Here is a 19,996-nt window from a genome sequence, read left to right as displayed (position 1 = left end):
GCGGGGAGAGGGCGGCGGGGAACATGGGGACTCCGTGGTCGGACGTTGACGAACCATGGCACATCCGCCGACGTCCGACCAGGAACGACGCGATGTGCCGATGGTCTCGCCAGGCCGATCAGGCTGAACGCGCCACGGCCGCAGGCCGAGTGTGTTGACGCGTTCGCTTTCCGGAGACGGAAAGCAGGCTACTCCCCAAAGACGAAGGGCAGTCTAGCCGAGCGGGTTGCTTTCGACAAGCATTCATCCTGAAAAAATATACCCCTCTCCCCTATACGGGAACCCTTCCGGATATATACTCCCCCTCCCTATTCAGGAGCCCGTCGTCGATGAGCCATACCGTTCGTGAAAAACAGAAGCTGCTGAACCGCGTGCGCCGGATCAAGGGCCAGGTCGAGGCCATCGAGCGCGCGCTCGGGGAGGAGCGCGGCTGCAACGAGGTCCTGCAATTGATCACGAGTTGTCGCGGCGCGATGAACGGGCTGCTCGCCGTCGTGCTGGAAGACCACATTCGCGAGCATCTGGTCGATGCGCACGAACCTGACGCACACGAAGGCAGCGCGACCGAGCAGCTGATCGACGTGGTGCACAGCTATTTCAAGTAATCGAGGCAGGACATGAACGCTTTCCGGGATGACGCGTTCGGCGCGGGGCACGACCATATCTTTCTCGGTGCGGCGCACGAGCAGAACGAACGCAGGACGTGGATGGTCATCGGCCTGTGCTCGGCAATGATGGTGGCCGAGATCGTCGGCGGCACGCTGTTCGGGTCGCTTGCGCTCGTCGCCGACGGGTTGCACATGTCGACGCACGCGGGCGCGATGCTGATCGCCGCGCTGGCCTATACCTATGCGCGCAAGCATGCCGACGATCCGCGCTTCGTGTTCGGCACCGGCAAGCTGGGCGACCTGGCCGGGTTCACGAGCGCGATCGTGCTCGCGATGATCGCGATCCTGATCGGCTACGAGGCGGTTGCGCGTCTGCTGGCGCCCGTTCCCATTCACTTCGGCGAAGCGATTCCGATTGCCGTGCTGGGGCTCGCGGTGAACCTCGCCAGCGTGTGGCTGCTGAGCGGCGGCCATCACCACGGGCATGGCCATGGGCACGGTCATCATCATGGGCACGACCACGACCATGATCACGACGATGATCATCATGAGCATCACGATCACGGTTCGCACACGGCGGCCCATCGCGACCACAACATCCGGTCGGCCTACGTTCACGTGATCGCCGACGCGGCCGTGTCGGTGCTGGCCATCGTCGGCCTGCTGCTCGCACGTGCATTCGGCTGGGTCTGGATGGACCCCGTTGCGGGCATTGTCGGCGCGCTCGTGATCGCGAACTGGTCGTATGGGCTGATGCGCGATACCGGCGGCATCCTGCTCGACGTCAACGTCGATCGCAGGCTGGCTGCGCGCATACGTGATGCGATCGAGGCGCTGGGCGACACGGTCAACGATCTTCACGTGTGGCGTGTCGGGCCGGGCCACATGAGTGCGATCGTGTCGGTCGAAACCGTCGAGACGGTGCGCGACGCGCGTTTCTACCATGCGCTGATCGAGGGTTTCGACGGCGTGTCCCACGTGACCGTCGAAGTGATGACGCCTGCGAAGGCGGCCTGACCGTGGCCGTGAAATCACCGTGCATCGAGCTGTGCGCGTTCGACGGCCGGACGGGCTTTTGTGTCGGCTGCCTGCGCACGCGCGACGAGGCGCGCGACTGGAAGAAGCTGACCGACCATCGCCGGCACCAGATACTGAACGACCGCAATCGCCGCCAGGCGAAAATCCGGCGCGAACCGGGGGAGTGAAGGGGCGTCGTCGTCGTGCTTCGCCTGGTGTTGCGCCGGCCGTCACGCCGATGCGACACGCGCGGGAAACGCCTTACCCTTCGACGCCGCGCGGAAAATGAAGCGCAAACGTCGTGCGCCCGTCACGGCTTGCGACCTCGACCTTGCCGCGATGCAGCTCCATGATCGATTTCACGATCGCGAGCCCGAGGCCCGCGTTGCGCGCCGCGCCGTGCCGCGACGAATCGATGCGGTAGAAGCGCTCGAAGATCCGTTCGACCTGTTCGGGCGGAATCGCGGCGCCGCGATTGGTGACTTCGACGACCGCATACCCGCCTTGCGTGGACACCGCCAGCTCGATCGTCGACCCGGCTTGCGCATGTTCGAGCGCGTTCGACGCGAGATTGCTGACGGCGCGCCGGAACAGCGTCGCATCGGCGACGACGGTCGCTTCGCCTTGCACGTCGATGCGCACGCCGGCTTCATCGGCAAGCGCCTGGAAATACGACGCGAGCCGGCGCAGTTCGCCGCCCGCGTCAAGTTCGGTGGTCTTCAGGTGCTGACGCGCATTGTCGGTGCGCGCGAGAAACAGCATGTTCTCGATCATCCGCTGCAGCCGTTCGCATTCCTCGATATTCGAATCGATCAGCGCTTCGTATTCCTCGGTCGTGCGCGCGCGCGACAGCGTGACCTGCGACGAACTGATCACGTTGGCGAGCGGCGTGCGCATGTCGTGCGCAAGATCGGACGAGAACTGGGAGAGCCGCACGAACGCGCGTTCGAGGCGGTCGAGCATCCGGTTGACCGACGTCGCGAGTTCACGCAGCTCGACCGGGCCGCCATGCGCGTCGAGCCGCGCGTTCAGGTTGTGGGCCTCGATGCGTGACGTCTGCCGGCCGAGGCTCTCGACCGGGCGCAGGCCGCGCGACGCGACCGCGTAACCGAGCGCGCCGACCAGCAGCGCGCCCGCGGCCGCCGCGAGCCAGATGTCGACGCGATAGCTTTCGAGCAACGACTGGCGATCGGTCGCCGTGCGTGCAAGCGCAACCTGGATCGCATCGCCGGACGGCAGCGTGGCGCGCGCATACACGCAGCGCGACGTGCCGATCCCGGGCGGCGCGCACGTGAACGGGGTGCCGGTTGCGCCGGCCGGATGGGGCGCGGCGATCACCGACGCCAGCGTGTGGCCGGCTTCGTCGGAATGCTCGACGAGCGCGCGGTTCCGCGCGTCGTAGATGCCGAGATAGACGCCCGGATGCGACAGCAGCACTTCATGAAACACGGCCGGATCGGCGCGCAGCGCGGCAGCCGAGCCGCTCGCGTGCGCAAGCTGCAGGAACTGGTTGAGCTTGCCGGAGATCTCGATGTCGTCGCGCCGCGTCAGCTCGGCGGACAGCGAGCGATACAGGTACGCGCCGGTCAGCGCGAACACGAGCGCGGCGACGACGGCGAACGCCAGCGTCAGGCGCCGCAGCAGCGAATACGAGGCCGGGCTGCTGCGCGTCACGAACGATCCTCGAGCACGTAGCCCATCCCGCGGATCGTGTGGATCAGCTTCTTCTCATGGGCGTTGTCGATCTTCGCGCGCAGGCGCTTGATCGCGGCATCGACGACGTTCGTGTCGCTGTCGAAATTCATGTCCCAGATCTGCGACGTGATGAAGGTGCGCGTCAGCACTTCGCCTTCGCGTTCGGCGAGCAACTGCAGCAGCGCGAATTCCTGCGCGGTCAGGTCGATGCGGGTGTCGGCGCGCCGCACGCGGCGGCGGATCAGGTCGACTTCGAGATCGGCGACATGCAGGATGTCGCGCACGTTGCGCGGCGCGCGTCGCAGCAGCGAGCGGATGCGCGCGAGAAACTCGGCATACGCGAACGGCTTGAGCAGGTAGTCGTCGGCACCCAGCTCGAGCCCGGCGACCTTGTCCTCGATCGCCTCGCGCGCCGTGAGCAGCAGCACCGGCGTCTGCTTCTGCGCGCGCAGGCGCCGGAGTACCTCGAAGCCATCCATTTCCGGCAGCATCACGTCGAGCACGACGAGATCGAAATCCTCGTGCAGCGCAAGGAACAGCCCGTCCTTGCCGGTTTCCGCAATGTCGACCGTGTAACTCGCCTCCATCAGCCCTTTCCGGAGGTACGACGCCATCTTGGGTTCGTCTTCGACTATCAGTATCCGCATGGTGAGGCAGGCTGTCCGTGATTCCAGCCGGTCAGTGTAACGCGTGAGCATAGGGCGCCGAGCGTGCGCGAAGAATGACCGCCGGATGACGGAATTGTCATGAAGCGCTTGCGCCGCGTCGCCCGCGTTTCATGAAAATCCGGTCATGTTTCGGCCATGTCGTCGTCACCGCGACGGCGATAAGCTGCGGCCGTCTTGTCCCCCGGCACGCGCTGTCACGGCGCCGCGCCGGCCCATCCGGTCGTTGCCTGCCTGATTCCGCATCCATGTCGTACTGGCGCAAATTCCTCGTCGTCGTGCTGCTGGCGCTGAGCCTGCCGATCCAGTCGTTCGCGACTGTTTCGATGCAGTGCGAACGCGTTGCCGTCGCGCCGATGGAAGCGGCGTCGCACACGATGCCGGCCGCGCAGGACGGCCATCACGACGCCGACAGCCACGCCCGGCATGCGCCGGCGTGTTCCGCGTGCGTGTCCTGCTGCGTCGGCGCGGGCATGTCGAGCGCGCCCGCCGTCCCCGTCGCGGCCGGCGTTCGCGCGGCGATCGTCTCGCCACCGCCCGCGGCCGGGGTCGTGTCGTTCCTGACCGGCGGCATCGACAGGCCGCCGCGCCGGCTTCTCGTCTAGATCCCGCCCGCGGCCCCGACCGGCCGTGCTCCGCAATCCGCTCCGGCGGCGGTATCCCGTCCGCCGCACGACACACGACGAGACCCATTCATGCGATTGATTACTGCGGCGCTGCTTGGCGCGGCGGCCCTCGTGCCGTCGCTCGCGCCTGCGCAAACCCCGCTGCCCGATCCGGCGGACGCCGCCGCGGCGGTGCCGGACGTCACCGTGACGTCCGTATTCGACGGCTACCGGCCGTATCGGGACGACGAAGGCCCGGGCTGGAAACAGCTGAACCGCGACGTGACGGAACGGCCCGCAAAAGGGCGCACGACCGGTCGTGCGGCCGGCGGCGCTACCCGTTCGATGCACGAGGAGGCCGCGCGATGACGATGCTGTCGATCTCGCCGAGGATCGGCGCGGCCGCGGCCGTGCTGGCCTTCCTCGCCGGCTGCACGACGTTTTCGAAGGACGGCGGTTTCGACGCGGTGTCGTCCGTCGCGTCGGAGCGCATCGGCAAGGACGCGGTCGTGGTCAGGACCGACGCCGACCGTGAAGCCGTCGACACGCGCACGAAGGAACTGCTCGCCAAGCCGCTGTCGATCGACGATGCGGTGCAGGTCGCGCTGCTGAACAACCGCGGCCTGCAGGCGTCGTATGCGGAACTGGGGCTGTCGGAGGCAGATCTCGTCCAGGCCGGCCGGCTGCCGAACCCGCGTTTCGCGTTCAGCCGCACACGCGCGGGCGACGGCGAGCTGACCCTCGGCCGCACGTTCTCGGCGAACGTGTTCGCGCTGCTGACCCTGCCGCTCGCGACGAACATCGAACGCCGCCGCTTCGAGCAGACCAAGCTCGAAACCGCCGACGCGATGCTGAAGGTGGCGGCCGACGCGCGCCGCGCGTATGTCGAGGCCGTCGCGGCCGAACAGGCCGCGAACTATGCAGGGCAGGTGCGCGATGCCGCGAGTGCGGCCGCCGAACTGGCGCAGCGCATGCGGCAGGCCGGCAACTTCAGCCGCCTCGATTACGCGCGGGAACAGGCGTTCCATGCCGATGCGGTCGCGCAGCACGCGAAGGCGCGCCAGCAGGCCGTGGCCGCGCGCGAGAAGCTCACGCGCGCGATGGGGCTGTGGGGCGAACGCACGCAATACGCGTTGCCCGAGCGCTTGCCCGACCTGCCGAAAGCGCGGCCGAACCTGCCCGATCTCGAGCGCTTCGCGATGCGCAACCGCCTCGACATCCAGGCCGCGAAGCTGCAGACGCAGGGTGTCGCGTCGTCGCTCGGCCTGAGCAAGGCCACGCGCTTCGTCGATGCGGTGGATCTCGGCTACGTGAACGACTACGAGACCGGCAAGGGTCACGAGCACGGCTTCGAGATCAGCGTCGAGATTCCGCTGTTCGACTGGGGCGGCGCGAAGGTCGCGCGGGCGGAGGCCGTCTACATGCAGTCGGCGAACCGGCTCGCGAAAACGGCCATCGACGCGCGTTCCGAAGTGCGCGAATCGTATGCGGCCTACGTGACGAGCTACGACGTCGCCACCCACTATCGCGACGAAGTCGTGCCGCTGCGCAAGACGATCTCGGACGAGCTGCTGCTGCGCTACAACGGGATGCTCGCGAGCGCGTTCGAGCTGCTGGCCGATGCACGCGAACAGGTCGGCGCGGTGAACGGCTACATCGATGCGCTGAAGGACTACTGGCTCGCCGAAACCGATCTGCAGATGGCCGTCGGGGGCCGGCTCCCGACGCCGGGCGACGTGCCGCGCGCGACGCCATCTGCCCGGCCGGATTCCGCTTCCAGCGCCGACGCTGCGCCGCAGCCGGCCTCCACCCCCGCGGCGCAACCGGCGCCCGCGACGCAAACGCATCCGGAAGGTCATTGACATGGTGTCCCGTCGACAATTTCTCAGCCACTCGGGCGCCGCGCTGCTCGGTGCGGCGATGGTCAGCAAGGCCGGCGCCGCGTCGTTGCCCGAAGCGCCCACGATGACGAAAACCGGCACGCAGCCGCCGCTCGTGCCGCCGAACGGCCGGCCGTACACGCCCGTCGCGACGCTGAACGGCTGGACGCTGCCGTGGCGGATGAAGAACGGCTGGAAGGAGTTCCACCTGACGGCCGAGCCCGTCGTGCGCGAGATGGCGCCCGGCATGAACGCGAACCTGTGGGGCTACAACGGCCAGTCGCCCGGCCCGACGATCGAGGCCGTCGAAGGCGACAAGGTGCGCATCTTCGTGACCAACCGGCTGCCCGAGCACACGACGATCCACTGGCACGGGCTGCGGCTGCCGAACGGGATGGACGGCGTCGGCGGCCTCACGCAGCCGCATATCCCGCCCGGCAAGACCTTCGTCTACGAGTTCCAGCTCGAGGCGCACGGCACGTTCATGTATCACCCGCACGCCGACGAGATGGTGCAGATGGCGATGGGGATGATGGGCATGTTCATCGTGCACCCGAAGGATCGCGGCACGATGCCGGTCGATCGCGACTTCGTGTTCCTGCTCGCCGCGTACGACATCGATCCGGGCAGCTACACGCCGCGCGTGAACGAGATGACGGACTTCAACATGTGGACGTTCAATTCGCGCGTGTTCCCGGGCATCGATCCGCTGCCGGTGCGCGCGGGCGACCGCGTGCGGATTCGTTTCGGCAACCTGACGATGACGAACCATCCGATTCACCTGCACGGCTACAGCTTCGAAGTCGCGGGCACCGACGGCGGCTGGATTCCGCCGGCGGCGCGCTGGCCGGAAGTGACGGCCGATGTCGCGGTGGGCCAGATGCGCGCGATCGAGTTCACCGCCGATCGCCCAGGCGACTGGGCATTCCACTGCCACAAGTCGCATCACACGATGAATGCGATGGGCCACCAGGTGCCGAACCTGATCGGCGTGCCGCAGCAGGATCTCGCGAAGCGCATCGGCAAGCTCGTGCCCGACTACATGGCGATGGGCAGCACGGGCGGCGCGATGGGCGGCATGGAGATGCCGCTGCCCGACAACACGCTGCCGATGATGACGGGCACGGGCCCGTTCGGGCCGCTGGAGATGGGCGGCATGTTCACGGTCTGCAAGGTGCGGCAGGGCCTCGGCCGCAACGACTATCGCGATCCGGGCTGGTTCAGGCATCCGAAGGGCACCGTCGCGTACGAGTACACCGGCGAACTGCCGGACGGTTGAGCAGCAGCATGCGGCGGCCGTACCGATGCGGCCGCCGGTTTCCATTCACTCACACGGGAGTCGACACGATGAAGCAGGGACTGGTTTTGATGGCAACGGGTTGGGCGCTGGCGTTTTCCGCCGCGTCGTACGCGGCGGGCGACATGGCCGGCATGGACATGAGCGGTGGCGCGAAGCAGGAAGCCGCGGCAAAGCGGAGCATGTCGCACGGCGAAATCCGCAAGGTCGACACGGCTGCGGCCAGGCTGACGATCAAGCACGGCCCGCTCGAGAACCTCGGGATGGATGCGATGACGATGGTGTTCAAGGTGAAGGACCCGGCGATGCTGTCGCAGGTGAAGGCGGGCGACAAGATCGACTTCGTCGCCGAGGACGTGAACGGCGCGCTGACCGTCGTCGAGCTGAAGAAGCCGTGACGCGAGGCATGAACATGAAGATCACGACTCTCAGGCGGCTGGCCGCCTTCGCCGCGGCCGGCACGATCGTCGCGGCCGCGCCGGTCGCCGCATCGGCGCACGGCAAGCTGGAAAGCGCCGCACCGGCGACGGGCAGCACGGTCGACACGGCGCCCGACACGTTGCGGCTCACCTTCAACGAAGACCTCGAACCGACGTTCAGTTCGGTGAAGGTGTCGGACGCGAACGGCAATGCCGTCACGCAGGAAAAGGCGAAGGTCGATGCGTCGAACCCGCGCGTGATGACCATTGCGATGCCGAAGCTCGCGCCGGGCGCGTACACGGTGCAGTGGGTCGCGATGACGGCCGATGCGCATCGCACCAAGGGCGCCTATACGTTCCGGGTGAAAGGGTGAACGACGGCTTCGTCGGTCTCCTGCGGCTCGTGTCGGTGGCGATCCAGAATGCCGGGTTCGCCGTCGTCGTCGGCGCGCTGCTCGGCAGCCACTGGCTCGCGCGCGGCGCGTCGGCGTGGCAGCACGGCATCGGGCGGCGGCTCGTCGCGACGCTGCGCATCGCGTCCGTCATATCGCTGCTTGCCAGCATCACCGCGTTCTGGGCGCACTGCGCGCTGATGAGCGACGTATCGATGCTCGACGCCGGACCGTCCGTCCGCGCGATGCTCGCGGGCACGGGGTTCGGTCATGCGTGGCTGGCCGGCGCCGTATTCATGCTCGTCGTCGTGCTGCTGTCGTTCGTCAGGCGAGCGCACGATTCGCGCTTTCCGTTCGCGATCTGGGCCGCGCTCGCCGGTGTCGCGCTCGCGCGCAGCAACGGCGGGCATCCGGTCGACGCGGGGCTGTTCAGCGCGCCGGTATGGGTCGACTGGCTGCATCTGCTGGCGATCAGCGCGTGGGTCGGGCTCGTGCTCGTGACGGCATTCGGTGTGATGCCGCGGCTCATCGGCCTGCCCGCGAGCGAACGCACGACGGGCGCATCGTTCGTGCAGTCGCTGTCCGATGCATCGACATATGCGCTGATCGTGCTGTTCGCGACCGGCGCGTACAACGGCTGGCGCGGCGTCGATACGCCCGCCAACCTGCTCGCGTCGACGTACGGGCAGATCCTGCTGCTGAAGCTCGCGCTGGTGCTGATCGCCGCGGCGCTCGGCGGACACAACCGCTTCTTCGGGATGCCGAAGCTGTTGGCCGCGCTGAACGACCCGGCCGCCGCGATGCCGGCTGTTTCGCTGCGGCAATTCGGTGCGGTGCTGCGGATCGAGGCGGTCGTGCTCGGCGGCGTGCTGATGGTGGCGGCCGTGCTCGTGTCGAGCGCGTTGCCGGGGACGATATAGCGCGGCGGGCCATGCGCGAAGGCACGCGGGGGAATCGTCGCGAGCACGACGAATTTATTGCCGGACGATTTCCCCGCATTTTCAGGCCCGAAGGTGCGAACGGTGGCGATCGCAGCGTGACGACGACAATTACATCGGCCTGTCTTTCGATTACCAAAAACTGTCATTGAGCGCCGCTAAGCTTTCGGCACCCTCACAACCGGGATTCCCCGTCATGCGCTCGACAATCCGCCTGTTTGCCCCGCTATTGCTTCTGCCCACGCTCGCTGCCCCGGTTTTCGCCGCCACCGCCGCGCCCGTCAGCCCGAACTGCGGCGGCAGCACGACGCCGATCGCCGATATCCAGGGGCCGGGCGCGCCGTCGCCGCTCGCCGGCCAGAACGTGTCGATCGAAGCCGTCGTCACCGCCGATTTCGGCGGCACGGACGGCTTCGGCGGCTTCTTCGTCCAGCAGGCCGACGCGCAGCGCCGCAACCAGCCGGGCGTGTCCGAGGGCCTGTTCGTCTATGCGCCGAAAGTGCGCGCGAAGGCCGGCGACCTCGTGCACGTGACGGGCAAGGTCGAGGAGAAGTACGGGCAGACGCAGCTCACGCTGTCGGGCGCGATCGCGGTGTGCGCGAACGGCCAGAGCGTCACGCCCGCGACGCTCACGCTGCCGGTCGACAGCCCGAACGCGTTCGCCGCGTATGAAGGGATGCTGGTGCGCCTGCCGCAGACGCTGAACGTCACCGACAACTACGAACTCGGCCGTTACGGCAGCGTGATGCTCAGCAACGGTCGCCTGCGCACGCCGACGAGCGTCGTGCCGCCCGCGCAGGCACAGACGCAGATCGATGCGAACGCACGCAACCGTCTCGTCCTCGACGACGGCTCGAACAAGCAGAACCCCGCGACCGTGCCGTATCCGGCGCCGGGCCTGTCGGCCGCGAACACGCTGCGTGCGGGCTACACGGTGCGCGACGTCGAAGGCGTGCTCGAAGTGCGTTACGGCGCATGGCGCGTGCAGCCGCTGCCCGGCGCGGCCGTGCCGGCATTCGACGCGCGCACGAACCCGCGCACCAACGCACCCGCGCGCGATCCGAAATCGAACCTGCGCGTCGCGTCGTTCAACGTCCTCAACTACTTCAACGGCAACGGTCTCGGCGGCGGCTTCGACGATCCGAACAACCGCGGCGCGAAGAACTTCCAGGAATTCCAGCGCCAGGAAGCGAAGATCGTCAGCGCGCTGAAGGCGATCGATGCCGACGTGATCGGCCTGATGGAAATCCAGAACAACGGCTACGGCGAACTGAGCGCGGTGCGCCAGCTCGCGGCGAAGCTCGGCAACCACTGGCGCGTGGTCGATCCGGGCGTGTCGCGCCTCGGCGGCGATGCGATCACGGTCGCGATGATCTACGACAGCCGCAAGGTCGAGCCCGTCGGCCGCGCGGCCACGCTCGCGATCGACGACAAGAACCGCCAGCCGCTCGCGCAGTCGTTCCGGCTGGTCGGCGGCAACAAGCAGTCGCTGACGGTCGCGGTCAACCACCTGAAGTCGAAGAACTGCCCGGACGCCGCGAACGACGATCTCGACCAGGGTGACGGCCAGGGTTGCTGGAACCCGACGCGCACGCGCGCGGCGGTGAAGGTGGCCGACTGGCTCGCCGGCAATCCGACGGGCGTCGCGGGCCAGGGTGTGCTGCTGATCGGCGATTTCAACAGCTACACGTACGAAGACCCGATCCGCACGCTCGAATCGCGCGGCTACCGCAACCTCGTCGCGCGCTGGATCGGCGCGAATGCGTACAGCTACGTGTACAACGGCGAAGCCGGTTATCTCGATCACGCGCTCGCGACACTGCCGCTCGCGTCGCACGTGAAGGCCGTGCACGAATGGCACATCAACGCGGACGAGCCGCTCGCGCTGCAGTACACGCTCGCCTACAAATCGGCGGAGCAGCAGAAGACGTTCTACGCGCCGGATGCGTATCGTTCGTCGGATCACGACCCGGTGCTGATCGATATCGCGCTGCCGGGCGGCGGGCATTGAGCGCGGGTTGAACCGGCTTCGCGATGGACGACGTGCGGCACGTGCGCACGTCGTCGCGCGGGCGGCGGCGGATGAATCGCACGCCGCTCGCGCATCGACAAACCCGGCCGGATATCGGGTAAATAATTCCACTGGAACCGATGCAATTCCGCGAAATCGGTATTTTATGGATGACGGGGAGGCATAAGCCCCGGATTGAAGAATGATTGAAGTGAATCGAATCTTCGAATCAAGCCTGCATTTCGCCGCAATGCATTAATCGATTGGCGATAATAAAAATGAAAGAAAAATCCTGTCGATCTGAAGGTATTGAGCGTGCTGCATCAATGCAGTAAAGGCTTCGTCGTTGTGCGCGAAAAGTAAAATATTCGGCGCGGCATTGCCGACAAGACGCACCTTGCACGAATAATCCCGTTTTCTTTCAAATGCCAGACACTGGCGGCCCTTCGCATCATTACGGGATTTTTAATATCGGAATGATCTTTGACAACGCGGCGCAGCACCGCCTATTTTGTCGATGTCGTAAATTTCGGTAATCAGAAAAGAAGTCCAAACTGCAGGGGGCGGTTCAAGCACGATTCTCGCCAGCAGTTTGCTGTGTCTGTATCACGTTCAGTCTCTTGAAGCAGTCCGATCCCAACCGCCTTTGCGCGAGTGGCGGGTGTTGCTGCGCGTCTCGCCAGTGAGGGCGGCCTTTGTGAAGCGGTATCCGAACCAGCCACAAGGAACGAGATGAAACCAGACAGGAGCAGTACCGGCAGCCGCCATGGCCGCAATGGCCGTCGCGGCCGGATGGCCGGGCTAGGCGCATTGACTGCAATGACGCTGGCGCTCGCGGCGTGCGGCGGCGACGATTCGTCGTCCGTCGGCGCATCGAGTCTCGCGCAGACAACGGCCAGCCAGCAGGCCAGCGCACAAGCGGTCGGTAGTCAGACACCGGCGGCCAACCAGCCTTACGTCGACCCGGTCGCCTATTCGATGAACGCGACCGACGGCCTCGCCCCCGCGCAGGTGTCCGAGAAAGCGGCCGTCATGCATTACCAGTGGAAAAACGGCGGCACGACCGTCAACTACACGACGACCACCGGCCACCTGACCGCGCAGGACGCGAACGGCAATGCGGAAGCGTCGATGTCGTATGTCGCGTACACCGCGCCGAGCAAGAACGGCAAGCCGCGCCCCGTCACGTTCGTCTATAACGGCGGCCCAGGCTCGTCGTCGATCTGGCTGCGTCTCGGCTCGTTCGCGCCGACCCGCGTGGCCACGCCCGATCCGGGGTTCGGCAGCAACTGGCCGAACTATCCGCTCGTCGACAACGCCGACAGCCTGATCGACACCACCGACCTCGTGTTCATCGACCCGCCCGGCACCGGGCTGTCGGAAGCCGTGTTGCCGAACACCAACCAGAAGTACTGGGGTTCCGATGCGGACGTGAACATCATGCGCGATTTCATCCAGCGCTACCTGAACGTCAACAGCCGCAGCGCGTCGCCGATCTACCTGTACGGCGAATCGTACGGCACGCCGCGTACCGACATGCTCGCGCTGGCGCTCGAATCGGCCGGCGTGCACCTGACGGGCATCGTGCTGCAATCGGCAATCCTGAACTACTTCGCGGATGCGGTGGAAGCCGTGGCGATCACGCAGTCGACGGAGGGGCTGCTGCTCGAAACCGATACCGTGGCCGGTTACCTGCCCGGTTATGCGGCGGTCGCCGCGTACTTCAACCAGGTTTCGCCGGCACCGGTGAACCAGGATCTGTACGCACTGCAGACGGAACTGTTCACGACGCTGATCTACAACCAGCTGCAGAAGTATTCGCAGTCGTGGGTGTTGAGCCAGCTGGGCATTCCGGATGCGCTCGGCACGCCGGTGTTCCCGAGCGACGCGACGCTCAAGCTGTGGTCGATCCCGTCGAGCCTCACGCAACAGGCGCTGCGCGGCTACTTCAACGCGAATCCGTTCGGCACGAGCCTGCTGCCCGGGACGACGATCGGCCGGTATGACGGACGCGTGTCGTTGCCGAACGCCGATCCGCGGCTGCAGAACGACGGCGACCCGTCCGACATCCTGATTTCGCAGCCGTTTACGAACGCGCTCGCGACGCAGATGCCGGATTACCTCGGCTACACCGCCCCGAACGCGACGTACCTGCCGCTGAACGACAACATCATCGGCGTCTGGGACTTCTCGCACGACGGCCAGCCGATGCCCGACACGATCCCCGATCTGCTCGGTGCGCTGCAGCTCAACCCGAAGCTTCGCGTGCTCGCGGAGAACGGTTTCCACGATCTCGCGACGCCGTTCTTCAACACCGAGAAGCAGCTCGCGCGGCTGCAGACGGTGAAGGGCCTGAATCCGAAGCTGCAGGTGAACTTCTTCCAGGGCGGCCACATGATCTACCTGGACGACGTCGCCCGTCCGCAGATGAAGCGGGACCTGAAGACGTTCTACAAGGGCGCGCGGATTCCGACGGCACTGACGCTGCACACGCTGCCGCCGCCGTGGCCGGATGAAAACCCGCCGAGCGTGCCGACCGGCAGCGTCCCGGGCGCGACGGCCGCGACGACGCTGGCGGCGGCCCCGTGAGCGACGGACTCCTTGTCAAAGGAACCCTCTATTCATCCATTGAATGCGAGTGATCATGTCCCTAATCAATTTGATGCGGCGTATGTCCCCGTTGATCGTCCTCGGTGCCGTGATGAGCAGTGCCCACGCGTTGCCGCCGCAGTCGGTGGCGCCGGTGAAGCTGCCGCACGGCGGGCACGGTGTCGACGGTCCGTTCTTTCCTGCCACGCGGGCGGCGCCGGTGCTGCCGTCGACCGGCGCGACGTTGCAGCAGCAGGCGCAGCAGCGTGTCGATGCGCGGCTCGGCGCCAATACGGTGCTGAGCAACGGCGCGGCCGTGACGAAGGCGCAGGCGCAGAGCAGCGGCCTGGGCTTCGTGTCGAAGCACTTCGACGAGATCGATGCGAAGCACACCGGCCGCGTGACGATGAGCGACGTGCGGCAGTTCATCCAGCAGCGGCAGGTGCAGGCGCAGCAGGATCAGCAGGACGAGTGATGTAGCAGGCAGGGCGGCGGCCGGTGCGGGATCGTTCGCACCGGCCGCCGGAAGGTGGCAGGCGTTCAGGTTGCGTGGCGCGCGTAGCGCTTCGCGGTGGCCGACGGCAACTCGCCGAACATCGCGCGATAGTCCCGCGCGAAACTGCTCAGGTGCCGGAAGCCCCATTGGGTGGCCGCGGACGTTACGGAATCGCCGAGCCGGAGCTCGCGGCGTGCGTGATTCAGGCGCACGTCCCGCAGGTACCGATGGGGTTCAGGTTCAACGTATCCAGGAACGCGTATTGCGCGGTGCGCCGGCCTACGCGATCCGCTGCCGGTCGCGCCTCACGCCGAAGCGGGCGCGATAGTCGTGCGGCGAGACGCCGACCTGCTTCGCGAATGCGCGCTGCAACGCGTCGACGCTGCCGAATCCCGACCGCTCGGCGATCCGTTCGAGCGGCCAGTCGGCCCGCTCCAGCAGCGCCTTCGCGCGCTCGACGCGTGCCGCAAGGACGAACTGCGCGGGCGATCGCCCGGTTTCCTTGAGGAAGTTGCGCGCAAACGTGCGTTCGCTCATGTGCATCCGTGCGGCCAGCGCGGCGACGCCGAGATCGCCGGTCGGATCGTCGGCGATCCCTGTGAGCAGCGTCCGCATGCGCGGCGTCGCGTTGGCCTGGATGTCGAGCCCGACGCTGAACTGCGCCTGCCCGCCGGGACGATGCACGAACAGCACGAGTTCGCGCGCGACCGCGAGCGCGGTCGGCGCGCCGCAGTCCGCCTCGACGAGTGCAAGACACAGATCGATGCCGGCCGTCACGCCGGCCGACGTATGAAACGGCGGATCGCTCACGTAGATCGCGTCCGGTTCGATTCGCGCGTCGGGGCACAGCGCCTGCAGCGTCGCACACTGGTTCCAGTGCGTGGTCGCGCGCTTGCCGTCCAGCCATCCGCCCGCGGCGAGCACGAACGCACCCGTGCAGATGCTCGCGATTCGCCGCGTGTCCGCGATTCGCGTGCGCAGCCACGGCAGCACGCCGGCTTCCGACGCGGCGTGTCGCAGCGCCGCTTCATTGCCGCCGGCGACGACGATCGTGTCGATCTGCCCCGGCAGTGCCGCCAGCGCGGCCGTACCGGCGAGGCGCAGGCCCGCGTGCGTGACGATGTCGTCGCCGTGTTGCGACGCGAGCGTGAGCCGGTACGGCCGCGCATGGTCGGGAAGATGACGGTTCGCGACCGCGAACACTTCCATCGGGCCCGTGATGTCGAGCGACTGGACGCCTTCGAAGCCGACGACAACGATGTCGCGTGCCGAACAGGTTGACTGGGACATGGCGGAAAGTGCGGTGGAGTTGTCCTTGTGACCGCGAGCATGATCCTTGTAATTTTCCGGACGTGCAATCGACGAATACGGATGGACGATGCGGTCAGGGAAGACAGGCGGGGCAGTGCTGCTCGTGTGCGCGGTGCTGGGCGCGTGTGCGGCGGGGTGGCCGGCACCGGTGAGGGCGGAGGACGCACCGCCGGTCGCACGAGCACTTGCGGTCGGCACGCCGAAGGCGGGCCGCGTGCGACCGCTCGTGGCGATCGTCGCGGACAATGCGGGAACGGAGACGACCGATTTCATCGTTCCGTACGCGATTCTGAAGACGTCCGGTGCGGCCGATGTCGTCGCCGTATCGGCCGACGAAGGCGAGGTCGAACTGATGCCCGCGTTGCGCATGCTGGCCGACACCACGTTCGACCGGTTCGACGCGACCGTTCCGGCCGGGGCGGATGTCGTGATCGTTCCCGCGCTGCACGGTGCCGACCGGCCGGCGGTGCTGGCATGGTTGCGCAAGCAGGCCGTTGGCGGCGCGACGATGGTGGCGATCTGCGATGGGGCGGAAGTCCTCGCGAATGCGGGCCTGCTCCAGCAGCGCACGGCGACGTCGCACTGGTATTCGCGCGACCGCCTGCGTCGCCGCTTTACCGGGACGACGTGGGTCGACGATCGCCGCTATGTGATGGACGGCGACGTCATGACGACGACCGGCGTGTCCGCGTCGATTCCCGCTTCGCTGGCATTGGTGAGTGCGCTGGCCGGGCCGGCCGCGGCGCGCGAGACTGCGCGGCGCGTCGGCGCGCAGGCATGGAGCGACGTTCATGACGGCAGCCGGTTCGTGTTGACCGCGCCGGCAGTGACGGTCGCATTGACGAACCGCCTCGCGTTCTGGCGGCACGAGACGTTCGATCTTCCAGTCGAAGACGGGTTCGACGAGCTTCCGGTTGCATTGACCGCCGACGCGTGGGCGCGGACCTGGCGCAGCGACGTCGTCGCGACGGCGGGCGCGCGCGTGATCGAGTCGAGGCACGGGCTGCGGTTGCTGGCGCAGCCGGCGAATGCCGGGCACGCGCGCGTGGCGATGCCGGCCGGACGGCGTGGCGAATCGGTGCTTCCGGGAGTGCTCGGGGACATCGCGGCACGTTACGGCGACGCGACGTCAGGCTGGGTCGCGCTGCAACTGGAGTATCCGAAGTAGCGGCGCGGCGCGCGCGCTTACTTCACCCACTTTGCGAGCCTGGGATCGGGGTAAGGCAGGAGATCCTGCGACTGGGTGGGCTCGGCCGCCCATTTCTTCCCGTTCCAGTGGAAATCGGCCTGCGTTTCCGTCCCGTGGCCGTTCGAGTAGATGACAGCGGTGCAGGCGGCCTGGCCCGGATACGTCGGGTTTTTGGCGCCGATGCAGGACCCGAGAAATACCAATACGTCGCCGAGGCCGAACCGCTCCTGCATCGCGTAGGTCGCATCGAAGTCCGAGAGCCGGTCAGGGACGGGCGTCGCGTCGCACGCGGCGAGGCTCACGGCGAGCAGCAGCGCGGCGGCCCGGCCGGCACGCCGCCGGTTGCTTGGGCTGTCGGAGGAAAGGGCGCCGGCGTCGGAGCGCTTCCGCGCGCGGGAATTTGACGGGCAGGGCATGCGGGTTTCGGGTGACGGACACGACGGCCATTGTGCCGAAATTCACTGGCGCCCGGGCTTGCCCGAGACGCCCGAGCGCGCCGCATGTTCGCGTCACGCGGCGGTGTGAGGGGTCAGGCCGAGACCGGGGCCGTGCGCCGGGCGCACAAACGATTCCACAGCATGCCGGCCCGGTTGCCGCTTCCGCAGTAGGCGAGCACCGGTTTCGGCAGCGTGTCGACCAGCGCGCCGAATGCGTCGATGTCCGCCTCGCCGATGCGGTCGCGCTCGACCGGCAGGTAGCGCGCGTCGAGGCCCAGTTCGCGGGCCGCCGCGGCGATCTCGTCGAATGGGGGCTGGTCGGCGCCTTCGCCGTCGGGCCGGTTGCAGATCACCGAGCGGAAGCCGGCGTTGCGGATCGCCTTCAGGTCGGCCGGCGTGATCTGCCGCGAAGCGGAAAACCCGTTCGCGGCCGTCGCACGACACTGCTCGATCGCGCGGCGGAAACAGGCGATCGCGAAATCGACGTCCTGCTCCGTCGTAAAGCGGCCGAAGCTCACGCGCACAGTGCGGCCTGCCGTCTCGGCGTCGAGGCCGATCGCGGTCAGCACGTGCGACGGTGCGCCGCTGGCCGAGTTGCACGCGGAGGTCGACGACACGGCAAGCGCTTCGTCGAGCATGAACGGGAAGAAGCCGGGCGCGTTCACCGTCAGGCTCAGCGTGTGCGGGATGCGGCGTGCCGTGGCCGCGTTCTGCGTGACGTCGCCGAGCGCGGCGAGCGCGTTCGTCAGGCGCGCGCCGAGCGCCGCGATCCGCGCGGCTTCGCCGTCGAGCTTTTCCGCGGCCAGTTCGCATGCGACGCCCATGCCGACGATCTGATGCGTCGCGAGCGTGCCCGAGCGCAGGCCGCGCTCGTGCCCGCCGCCGTGGATTTGCGGGGCGATCCGGTTGGCGATGTCGCGGCGCACGAACAGCGCGCCGATACCCTTCGGGCCGTACACCTTGTGCGCGGACATCGACAGCATGTCGATGCCGAGCGTGCGCACGTCGATCGGCGTCTTGCCGAGCGCCTGCGCGGCGTCGACGTGGAGCAGCGCGCCGGCTGCGTGCACGATGCGGGAGATGGCGGCGATATCGGTCAGCGTGCCGAGTTCGTTGTTCACCAGCATCAGCGACACGAGGCCCGTATCGGGGCCGATGGCGGCAGCGACGGCGTCGGCGGTGATTTCGCCGTCGCGCGTCGGCGCGACGAACGTGACCGACATGCCGTGCTTCGACAGGTTCGCCATCGTGTCGAGGATCGCCTTGTGCTCGATGCGGCTCGTGATCAGGTGGCGCTTGTCGGTCGCGTTTTCCGCGTAACCCTTCAGCGCGAGGTTATTCGATTCGGTGGCGCCGGACGTCCAGACGATCTCGTCGGCATCCGCGCCGATCAACGCGGCGACTCGCGCGCGGGCCTGCTCGACCTTGTCTTTCGCGAGCCGGCCGGCGGCGTGCGAGCTCGATGCGGGGTTGCCGAAGATGCCGTCGAAGCCGAGGCAGGCCGTCATCGCTTCGATCACGCGGGGATCGGCGGGCGTCGTGGCTGCGTAGTCGAGGTAGTGCAGCGTGGTGGGTTCGCTCATGTCCGTCTCTTGCTCTGTTCTTTCAGAATGGGAGAAATGATACGGGGGACAGAAGGGAAAAAGGATCCAAAATGAGCTGGTGTTTGGGTCTGACGTGGAATGTGGTTTTGTTTTGGTGGCTGTTTGGGGAATTTATTTCTTGGTCAATGGCGCCGCGCGAGATGGCCCCGTCTCTGGGTTGCGGTGGAAACGATGGATACGTGGCACCGTCCTGCGACGTCCGCGAAACGGGGAAGGGGGCGCGGCGTTTCCCCCCGGCTCGACCGGGTGGTCACAGCGGATCGAGTGGCGTGGTTCGTCGGTGAGTGTCACGCACCCATGCATGCAAGGCGCTTTCGTACCTGGCAGGGATCGTGATCGTCAGGGTGGTCAGGCGCGTGTCGTTGCCCGGCAACGCCAGATATCGCTGCCACGCTCTCCGTACCAGCTGCGACATGGCGGAATTGGTGATGCCGAGTTCGGCGGCGAGCTTGCGCTGCGACCGGCCCTTGACGAAGATTTCAAACAAGGCCCACCGGTTCACCGGCTTGATCCGGGTATCGTGCAGCCTCAACAACTGAAACTGTTCGGCTGTCATGCGTCGAATCTGTGCCATTCAGATGCGCCCGGAAGTTTGCAGGGTAGATATCAAGGCCGCGCCGCAGGACGTCTTGTGATTGTGGAATGCGGCGGGGCGGCCTTCGACATCGAATGCCATGTCTCCTTCAGCAATCACGCAGGCGCCGTGAAGCGGGCACGAACATGCATCGCCGACGCGGGCGACCGCGCGTCCCATCACCTTGCTCGTCGCCGCGCCGGATTCGACCCGGCCGCCGTGAGTGTGCAGGTCGCCTACTCGAATGATTCCTCGCATATAACCCATTC

General features: G+C 67.0%; 22 protein-coding genes and 1 riboswitch. Of the genes, 14 read left to right on the top strand and 8 right to left on the bottom strand.

Annotation, left to right across the window (positions count from 1 at the left end; genetic code table 11):
* Nucleotides 1-34 precede the first annotated feature (34 nt).
* Nucleotides 35-209, bottom strand: a riboswitch (yybP-ykoY riboswitch).
* A gap of 120 nt (nucleotides 210-329) precedes the next feature.
* The 3 genes from PQB87_RS31895 to PQB87_RS31885 are packed head-to-tail and all read left to right on the top strand — an operon-like array spanning nucleotide 330 to nucleotide 1,813.
* Nucleotides 330-605, top strand: coding sequence for a metal/formaldehyde-sensitive transcriptional repressor (locus PQB87_RS31895; RefSeq protein ID WP_021159994.1), 276 nt, complete (start codon nucleotides 330-332; stop codon nucleotides 603-605).
* 12 nt (nucleotides 606-617) lie between these two features.
* Nucleotides 618-1,625 (top strand): CDF family Co(II)/Ni(II) efflux transporter DmeF, encoded by a 1,008-nt coding sequence (gene dmeF, locus PQB87_RS31890; RefSeq protein ID WP_489243269.1) that lies wholly within the window; start codon nucleotides 618-620, stop codon nucleotides 1,623-1,625.
* A gap of 2 nt (nucleotides 1,626-1,627) precedes the next feature.
* Nucleotides 1,628-1,813, top strand: a complete 186-nt coding sequence (locus PQB87_RS31885; protein WP_021159996.1) for a DUF1289 domain-containing protein — start codon at nucleotides 1,628-1,630, stop codon at nucleotides 1,811-1,813.
* Nucleotides 1,814-1,886: 73 nt separating this feature from the next.
* On the opposite strand, the gene PQB87_RS31880 is transcribed toward PQB87_RS31885, so the two are convergent.
* Together PQB87_RS31880 and PQB87_RS31875 are read right to left on the bottom strand one after the other, a co-directional pair.
* Nucleotides 1,887-3,299 carry a heavy metal sensor histidine kinase gene (locus PQB87_RS31880; protein ID WP_489243268.1) on the bottom strand — a complete coding sequence of 471 codons (1,413 nt, stop codon included), beginning with the start codon at nucleotides 3,297-3,299 and terminating at the stop codon, nucleotides 1,887-1,889.
* Complete coding sequence (locus PQB87_RS31875) at nucleotides 3,296-3,967, bottom strand: heavy metal response regulator transcription factor (RefSeq protein ID WP_027789830.1); 672 nt, start codon at nucleotides 3,965-3,967, stop codon at nucleotides 3,296-3,298. Before PQB87_RS31875 ends, PQB87_RS31880 begins: the two co-directional genes overlap by 4 nt.
* Nucleotides 3,968-4,233: 266 nt before the next feature.
* On the opposite strand from PQB87_RS31875, the gene PQB87_RS31870 reads away from it, so the two are divergent.
* From PQB87_RS31870 to PQB87_RS31825, 10 genes are all read left to right on the top strand, one after another.
* Complete coding sequence (locus tag PQB87_RS31870; RefSeq protein WP_489243267.1) at nucleotides 4,234-4,590, top strand: hypothetical protein; 357 nt, start codon at nucleotides 4,234-4,236, stop codon at nucleotides 4,588-4,590.
* Between the two features lie 90 nt (nucleotides 4,591-4,680).
* Nucleotides 4,681-4,959 (top strand): hypothetical protein, encoded by a 279-nt coding sequence (locus PQB87_RS31865; RefSeq protein ID WP_489243266.1) that lies wholly within the window; start codon nucleotides 4,681-4,683, stop codon nucleotides 4,957-4,959.
* Nucleotides 4,956-6,452 (top strand): TolC family protein, encoded by a 1,497-nt coding sequence (locus tag PQB87_RS31860; RefSeq protein ID WP_489243265.1) that lies wholly within the window; start codon nucleotides 4,956-4,958, stop codon nucleotides 6,450-6,452. The genes PQB87_RS31865 and PQB87_RS31860 overlap by 4 nt, the downstream gene beginning before the upstream one ends.
* A gap of 1 nt (nucleotide 6,453) precedes the next feature.
* Nucleotides 6,454-7,749 carry a multicopper oxidase family protein gene (locus PQB87_RS31855; RefSeq protein ID WP_059494350.1) on the top strand — a complete coding sequence of 432 codons (1,296 nt, stop codon included), beginning with the start codon at nucleotides 6,454-6,456 and terminating at the stop codon, nucleotides 7,747-7,749.
* Nucleotides 7,750-7,817: 68 nt separating this feature from the next.
* Nucleotides 7,818-8,165, top strand: coding sequence for a copper-binding protein (locus tag PQB87_RS31850; RefSeq protein ID WP_059489069.1), 348 nt, complete (start codon nucleotides 7,818-7,820; stop codon nucleotides 8,163-8,165).
* Nucleotides 8,166-8,179: 14 nt separating this feature from the next.
* On the top strand, nucleotides 8,180-8,560 hold the full coding sequence (gene copC / locus PQB87_RS31845; RefSeq protein ID WP_059619070.1) for a copper homeostasis periplasmic binding protein CopC: 381 nt from the start codon (nucleotides 8,180-8,182) through the stop codon (nucleotides 8,558-8,560).
* Nucleotides 8,557-9,498 (top strand): CopD family protein, encoded by a 942-nt coding sequence (locus PQB87_RS31840; protein ID WP_489243264.1) that lies wholly within the window; start codon nucleotides 8,557-8,559, stop codon nucleotides 9,496-9,498. The genes copC and PQB87_RS31840 overlap by 4 nt, the downstream gene beginning before the upstream one ends.
* Nucleotides 9,499-9,712: 214 nt before the next feature.
* Nucleotides 9,713-11,527 carry an ExeM/NucH family extracellular endonuclease gene (locus tag PQB87_RS31835; RefSeq protein ID WP_489243263.1) on the top strand — a complete coding sequence of 605 codons (1,815 nt, stop codon included), beginning with the start codon at nucleotides 9,713-9,715 and terminating at the stop codon, nucleotides 11,525-11,527.
* A 732-nt stretch (nucleotides 11,528-12,259) separates the two neighbouring features.
* Nucleotides 12,260-14,116 carry a S10 family serine carboxypeptidase-like protein gene (locus PQB87_RS31830; protein WP_489243262.1) on the top strand — a complete coding sequence of 619 codons (1,857 nt, stop codon included), beginning with the start codon at nucleotides 12,260-12,262 and terminating at the stop codon, nucleotides 14,114-14,116.
* 43 nt (nucleotides 14,117-14,159) lie between these two features.
* Nucleotides 14,160-14,591: a hypothetical protein gene (locus PQB87_RS31825; RefSeq protein WP_048024532.1), complete on the top strand. Its 432-nt coding sequence runs from the start codon at nucleotides 14,160-14,162 to the stop codon at nucleotides 14,589-14,591.
* Between the two features lie 65 nt (nucleotides 14,592-14,656).
* Here the strand turns inward: PQB87_RS31825 and PQB87_RS31820 are convergent, their stop codons facing one another.
* Together PQB87_RS31820 and PQB87_RS31815 are read right to left on the bottom strand one after the other, a co-directional pair.
* Nucleotides 14,657-14,824 carry a helix-turn-helix domain-containing protein gene (locus tag PQB87_RS31820; protein WP_489243261.1) on the bottom strand — a complete coding sequence of 56 codons (168 nt, stop codon included), beginning with the start codon at nucleotides 14,822-14,824 and terminating at the stop codon, nucleotides 14,657-14,659.
* A 67-nt stretch (nucleotides 14,825-14,891) separates the two neighbouring features.
* A complete protein-coding gene (locus PQB87_RS31815) occupies nucleotides 14,892-15,902 on the bottom strand; it encodes a GlxA family transcriptional regulator (RefSeq protein ID WP_489243260.1) in 1,011 nt (336 codons plus the stop codon).
* Between the two features lie 88 nt (nucleotides 15,903-15,990).
* Between PQB87_RS31815 and PQB87_RS31810 the strand changes: the two genes are divergently transcribed.
* Nucleotides 15,991-17,091, top strand: a complete 1,101-nt coding sequence (locus PQB87_RS31810) for a DJ-1/PfpI family protein (RefSeq protein WP_489243259.1) — start codon at nucleotides 15,991-15,993, stop codon at nucleotides 17,089-17,091.
* A 17-nt stretch (nucleotides 17,092-17,108) separates the two neighbouring features.
* Here the strand turns inward: PQB87_RS31810 and PQB87_RS31805 are convergent, their stop codons facing one another.
* From PQB87_RS31805 to PQB87_RS31790, 4 genes are all read right to left on the bottom strand, one after another.
* Nucleotides 17,109-17,528, bottom strand: a complete 420-nt coding sequence (locus PQB87_RS31805) for a hypothetical protein (RefSeq protein WP_111942799.1) — start codon at nucleotides 17,526-17,528, stop codon at nucleotides 17,109-17,111.
* A 113-nt stretch (nucleotides 17,529-17,641) separates the two neighbouring features.
* Nucleotides 17,642-19,132: an aminotransferase class V-fold PLP-dependent enzyme gene (locus tag PQB87_RS31800; protein WP_111942797.1), complete on the bottom strand. Its 1,491-nt coding sequence runs from the start codon at nucleotides 19,130-19,132 to the stop codon at nucleotides 17,642-17,644.
* A gap of 271 nt (nucleotides 19,133-19,403) precedes the next feature.
* A complete protein-coding gene (locus PQB87_RS31795) occupies nucleotides 19,404-19,709 on the bottom strand; it encodes a TrfB-related DNA-binding protein (RefSeq protein WP_111942795.1) in 306 nt (101 codons plus the stop codon).
* An 18-nt stretch (nucleotides 19,710-19,727) separates the two neighbouring features.
* Entirely contained in the window at nucleotides 19,728-19,985 is a 258-nt protein-coding gene (locus PQB87_RS31790; protein ID WP_080982159.1) for a PAAR domain-containing protein, read from the bottom strand.
* Between the last annotated feature and the right edge of the window lie 11 nt (nucleotides 19,986-19,996).

It is taken from the genome of Burkholderia sp. KL41 (genome assembly GCF_057005415.2).
Note: the sequence above shows the minus strand (reverse complement) of the source record. Positions and strands in the feature narration are given on the sequence as shown.

Bases quoted from the DNA above. Each gene is read 5' to 3' on its own strand.
- dmeF (WP_489243269.1), top strand. From the start codon at position 618: ATGAACGCTTTCCGGGATGACGCGTTCGGCGCGGGGCACGACCATATC.
- PQB87_RS31855 (WP_059494350.1), top strand. From the start codon at position 6,454: ATGGTGTCCCGTCGACAATTTCTCAGCCACTCGGGCGCCGCGCTGCTC.
- PQB87_RS31895 (WP_021159994.1), top strand. From the start codon at position 330: ATGAGCCATACCGTTCGTGAAAAACAGAAGCTGCTGAACCGCGTGCGC.
- PQB87_RS31850 (WP_059489069.1), top strand. From the start codon at position 7,818: ATGAAGCAGGGACTGGTTTTGATGGCAACGGGTTGGGCGCTGGCGTTT.
- PQB87_RS31830 (WP_489243262.1), top strand. From the start codon at position 12,260: ATGAAACCAGACAGGAGCAGTACCGGCAGCCGCCATGGCCGCAATGGC.
- PQB87_RS31810 (WP_489243259.1), top strand. From the start codon at position 15,991: ATGCGGTCAGGGAAGACAGGCGGGGCAGTGCTGCTCGTGTGCGCGGTG.
- PQB87_RS31825 (WP_048024532.1), top strand. From the start codon at position 14,160: ATGCGAGTGATCATGTCCCTAATCAATTTGATGCGGCGTATGTCCCCG.
- copC (WP_059619070.1), top strand. From the start codon at position 8,180: ATGAAGATCACGACTCTCAGGCGGCTGGCCGCCTTCGCCGCGGCCGGC.
- PQB87_RS31800 (WP_111942797.1), bottom strand. From the start codon at position 19,132: ATGAGCGAACCCACCACGCTGCACTACCTCGACTACGCAGCCACGACG.
- PQB87_RS31815 (WP_489243260.1), bottom strand. From the start codon at position 15,902: ATGTCCCAGTCAACCTGTTCGGCACGCGACATCGTTGTCGTCGGCTTC.
- PQB87_RS31860 (WP_489243265.1), top strand. From the start codon at position 4,956: ATGACGATGCTGTCGATCTCGCCGAGGATCGGCGCGGCCGCGGCCGTG.
- PQB87_RS31865 (WP_489243266.1), top strand. From the start codon at position 4,681: ATGCGATTGATTACTGCGGCGCTGCTTGGCGCGGCGGCCCTCGTGCCG.
- PQB87_RS31835 (WP_489243263.1), top strand. From the start codon at position 9,713: ATGCGCTCGACAATCCGCCTGTTTGCCCCGCTATTGCTTCTGCCCACG.
- PQB87_RS31795 (WP_111942795.1), bottom strand. From the start codon at position 19,709: ATGACAGCCGAACAGTTTCAGTTGTTGAGGCTGCACGATACCCGGATC.
- PQB87_RS31875 (WP_027789830.1), bottom strand. From the start codon at position 3,967: ATGCGGATACTGATAGTCGAAGACGAACCCAAGATGGCGTCGTACCTC.
- PQB87_RS31805 (WP_111942799.1), bottom strand. From the start codon at position 17,528: ATGCCCTGCCCGTCAAATTCCCGCGCGCGGAAGCGCTCCGACGCCGGC.
- PQB87_RS31790 (WP_080982159.1), bottom strand. From the start codon at position 19,985: ATGCGAGGAATCATTCGAGTAGGCGACCTGCACACTCACGGCGGCCGG.
- PQB87_RS31870 (WP_489243267.1), top strand. From the start codon at position 4,234: ATGTCGTACTGGCGCAAATTCCTCGTCGTCGTGCTGCTGGCGCTGAGC.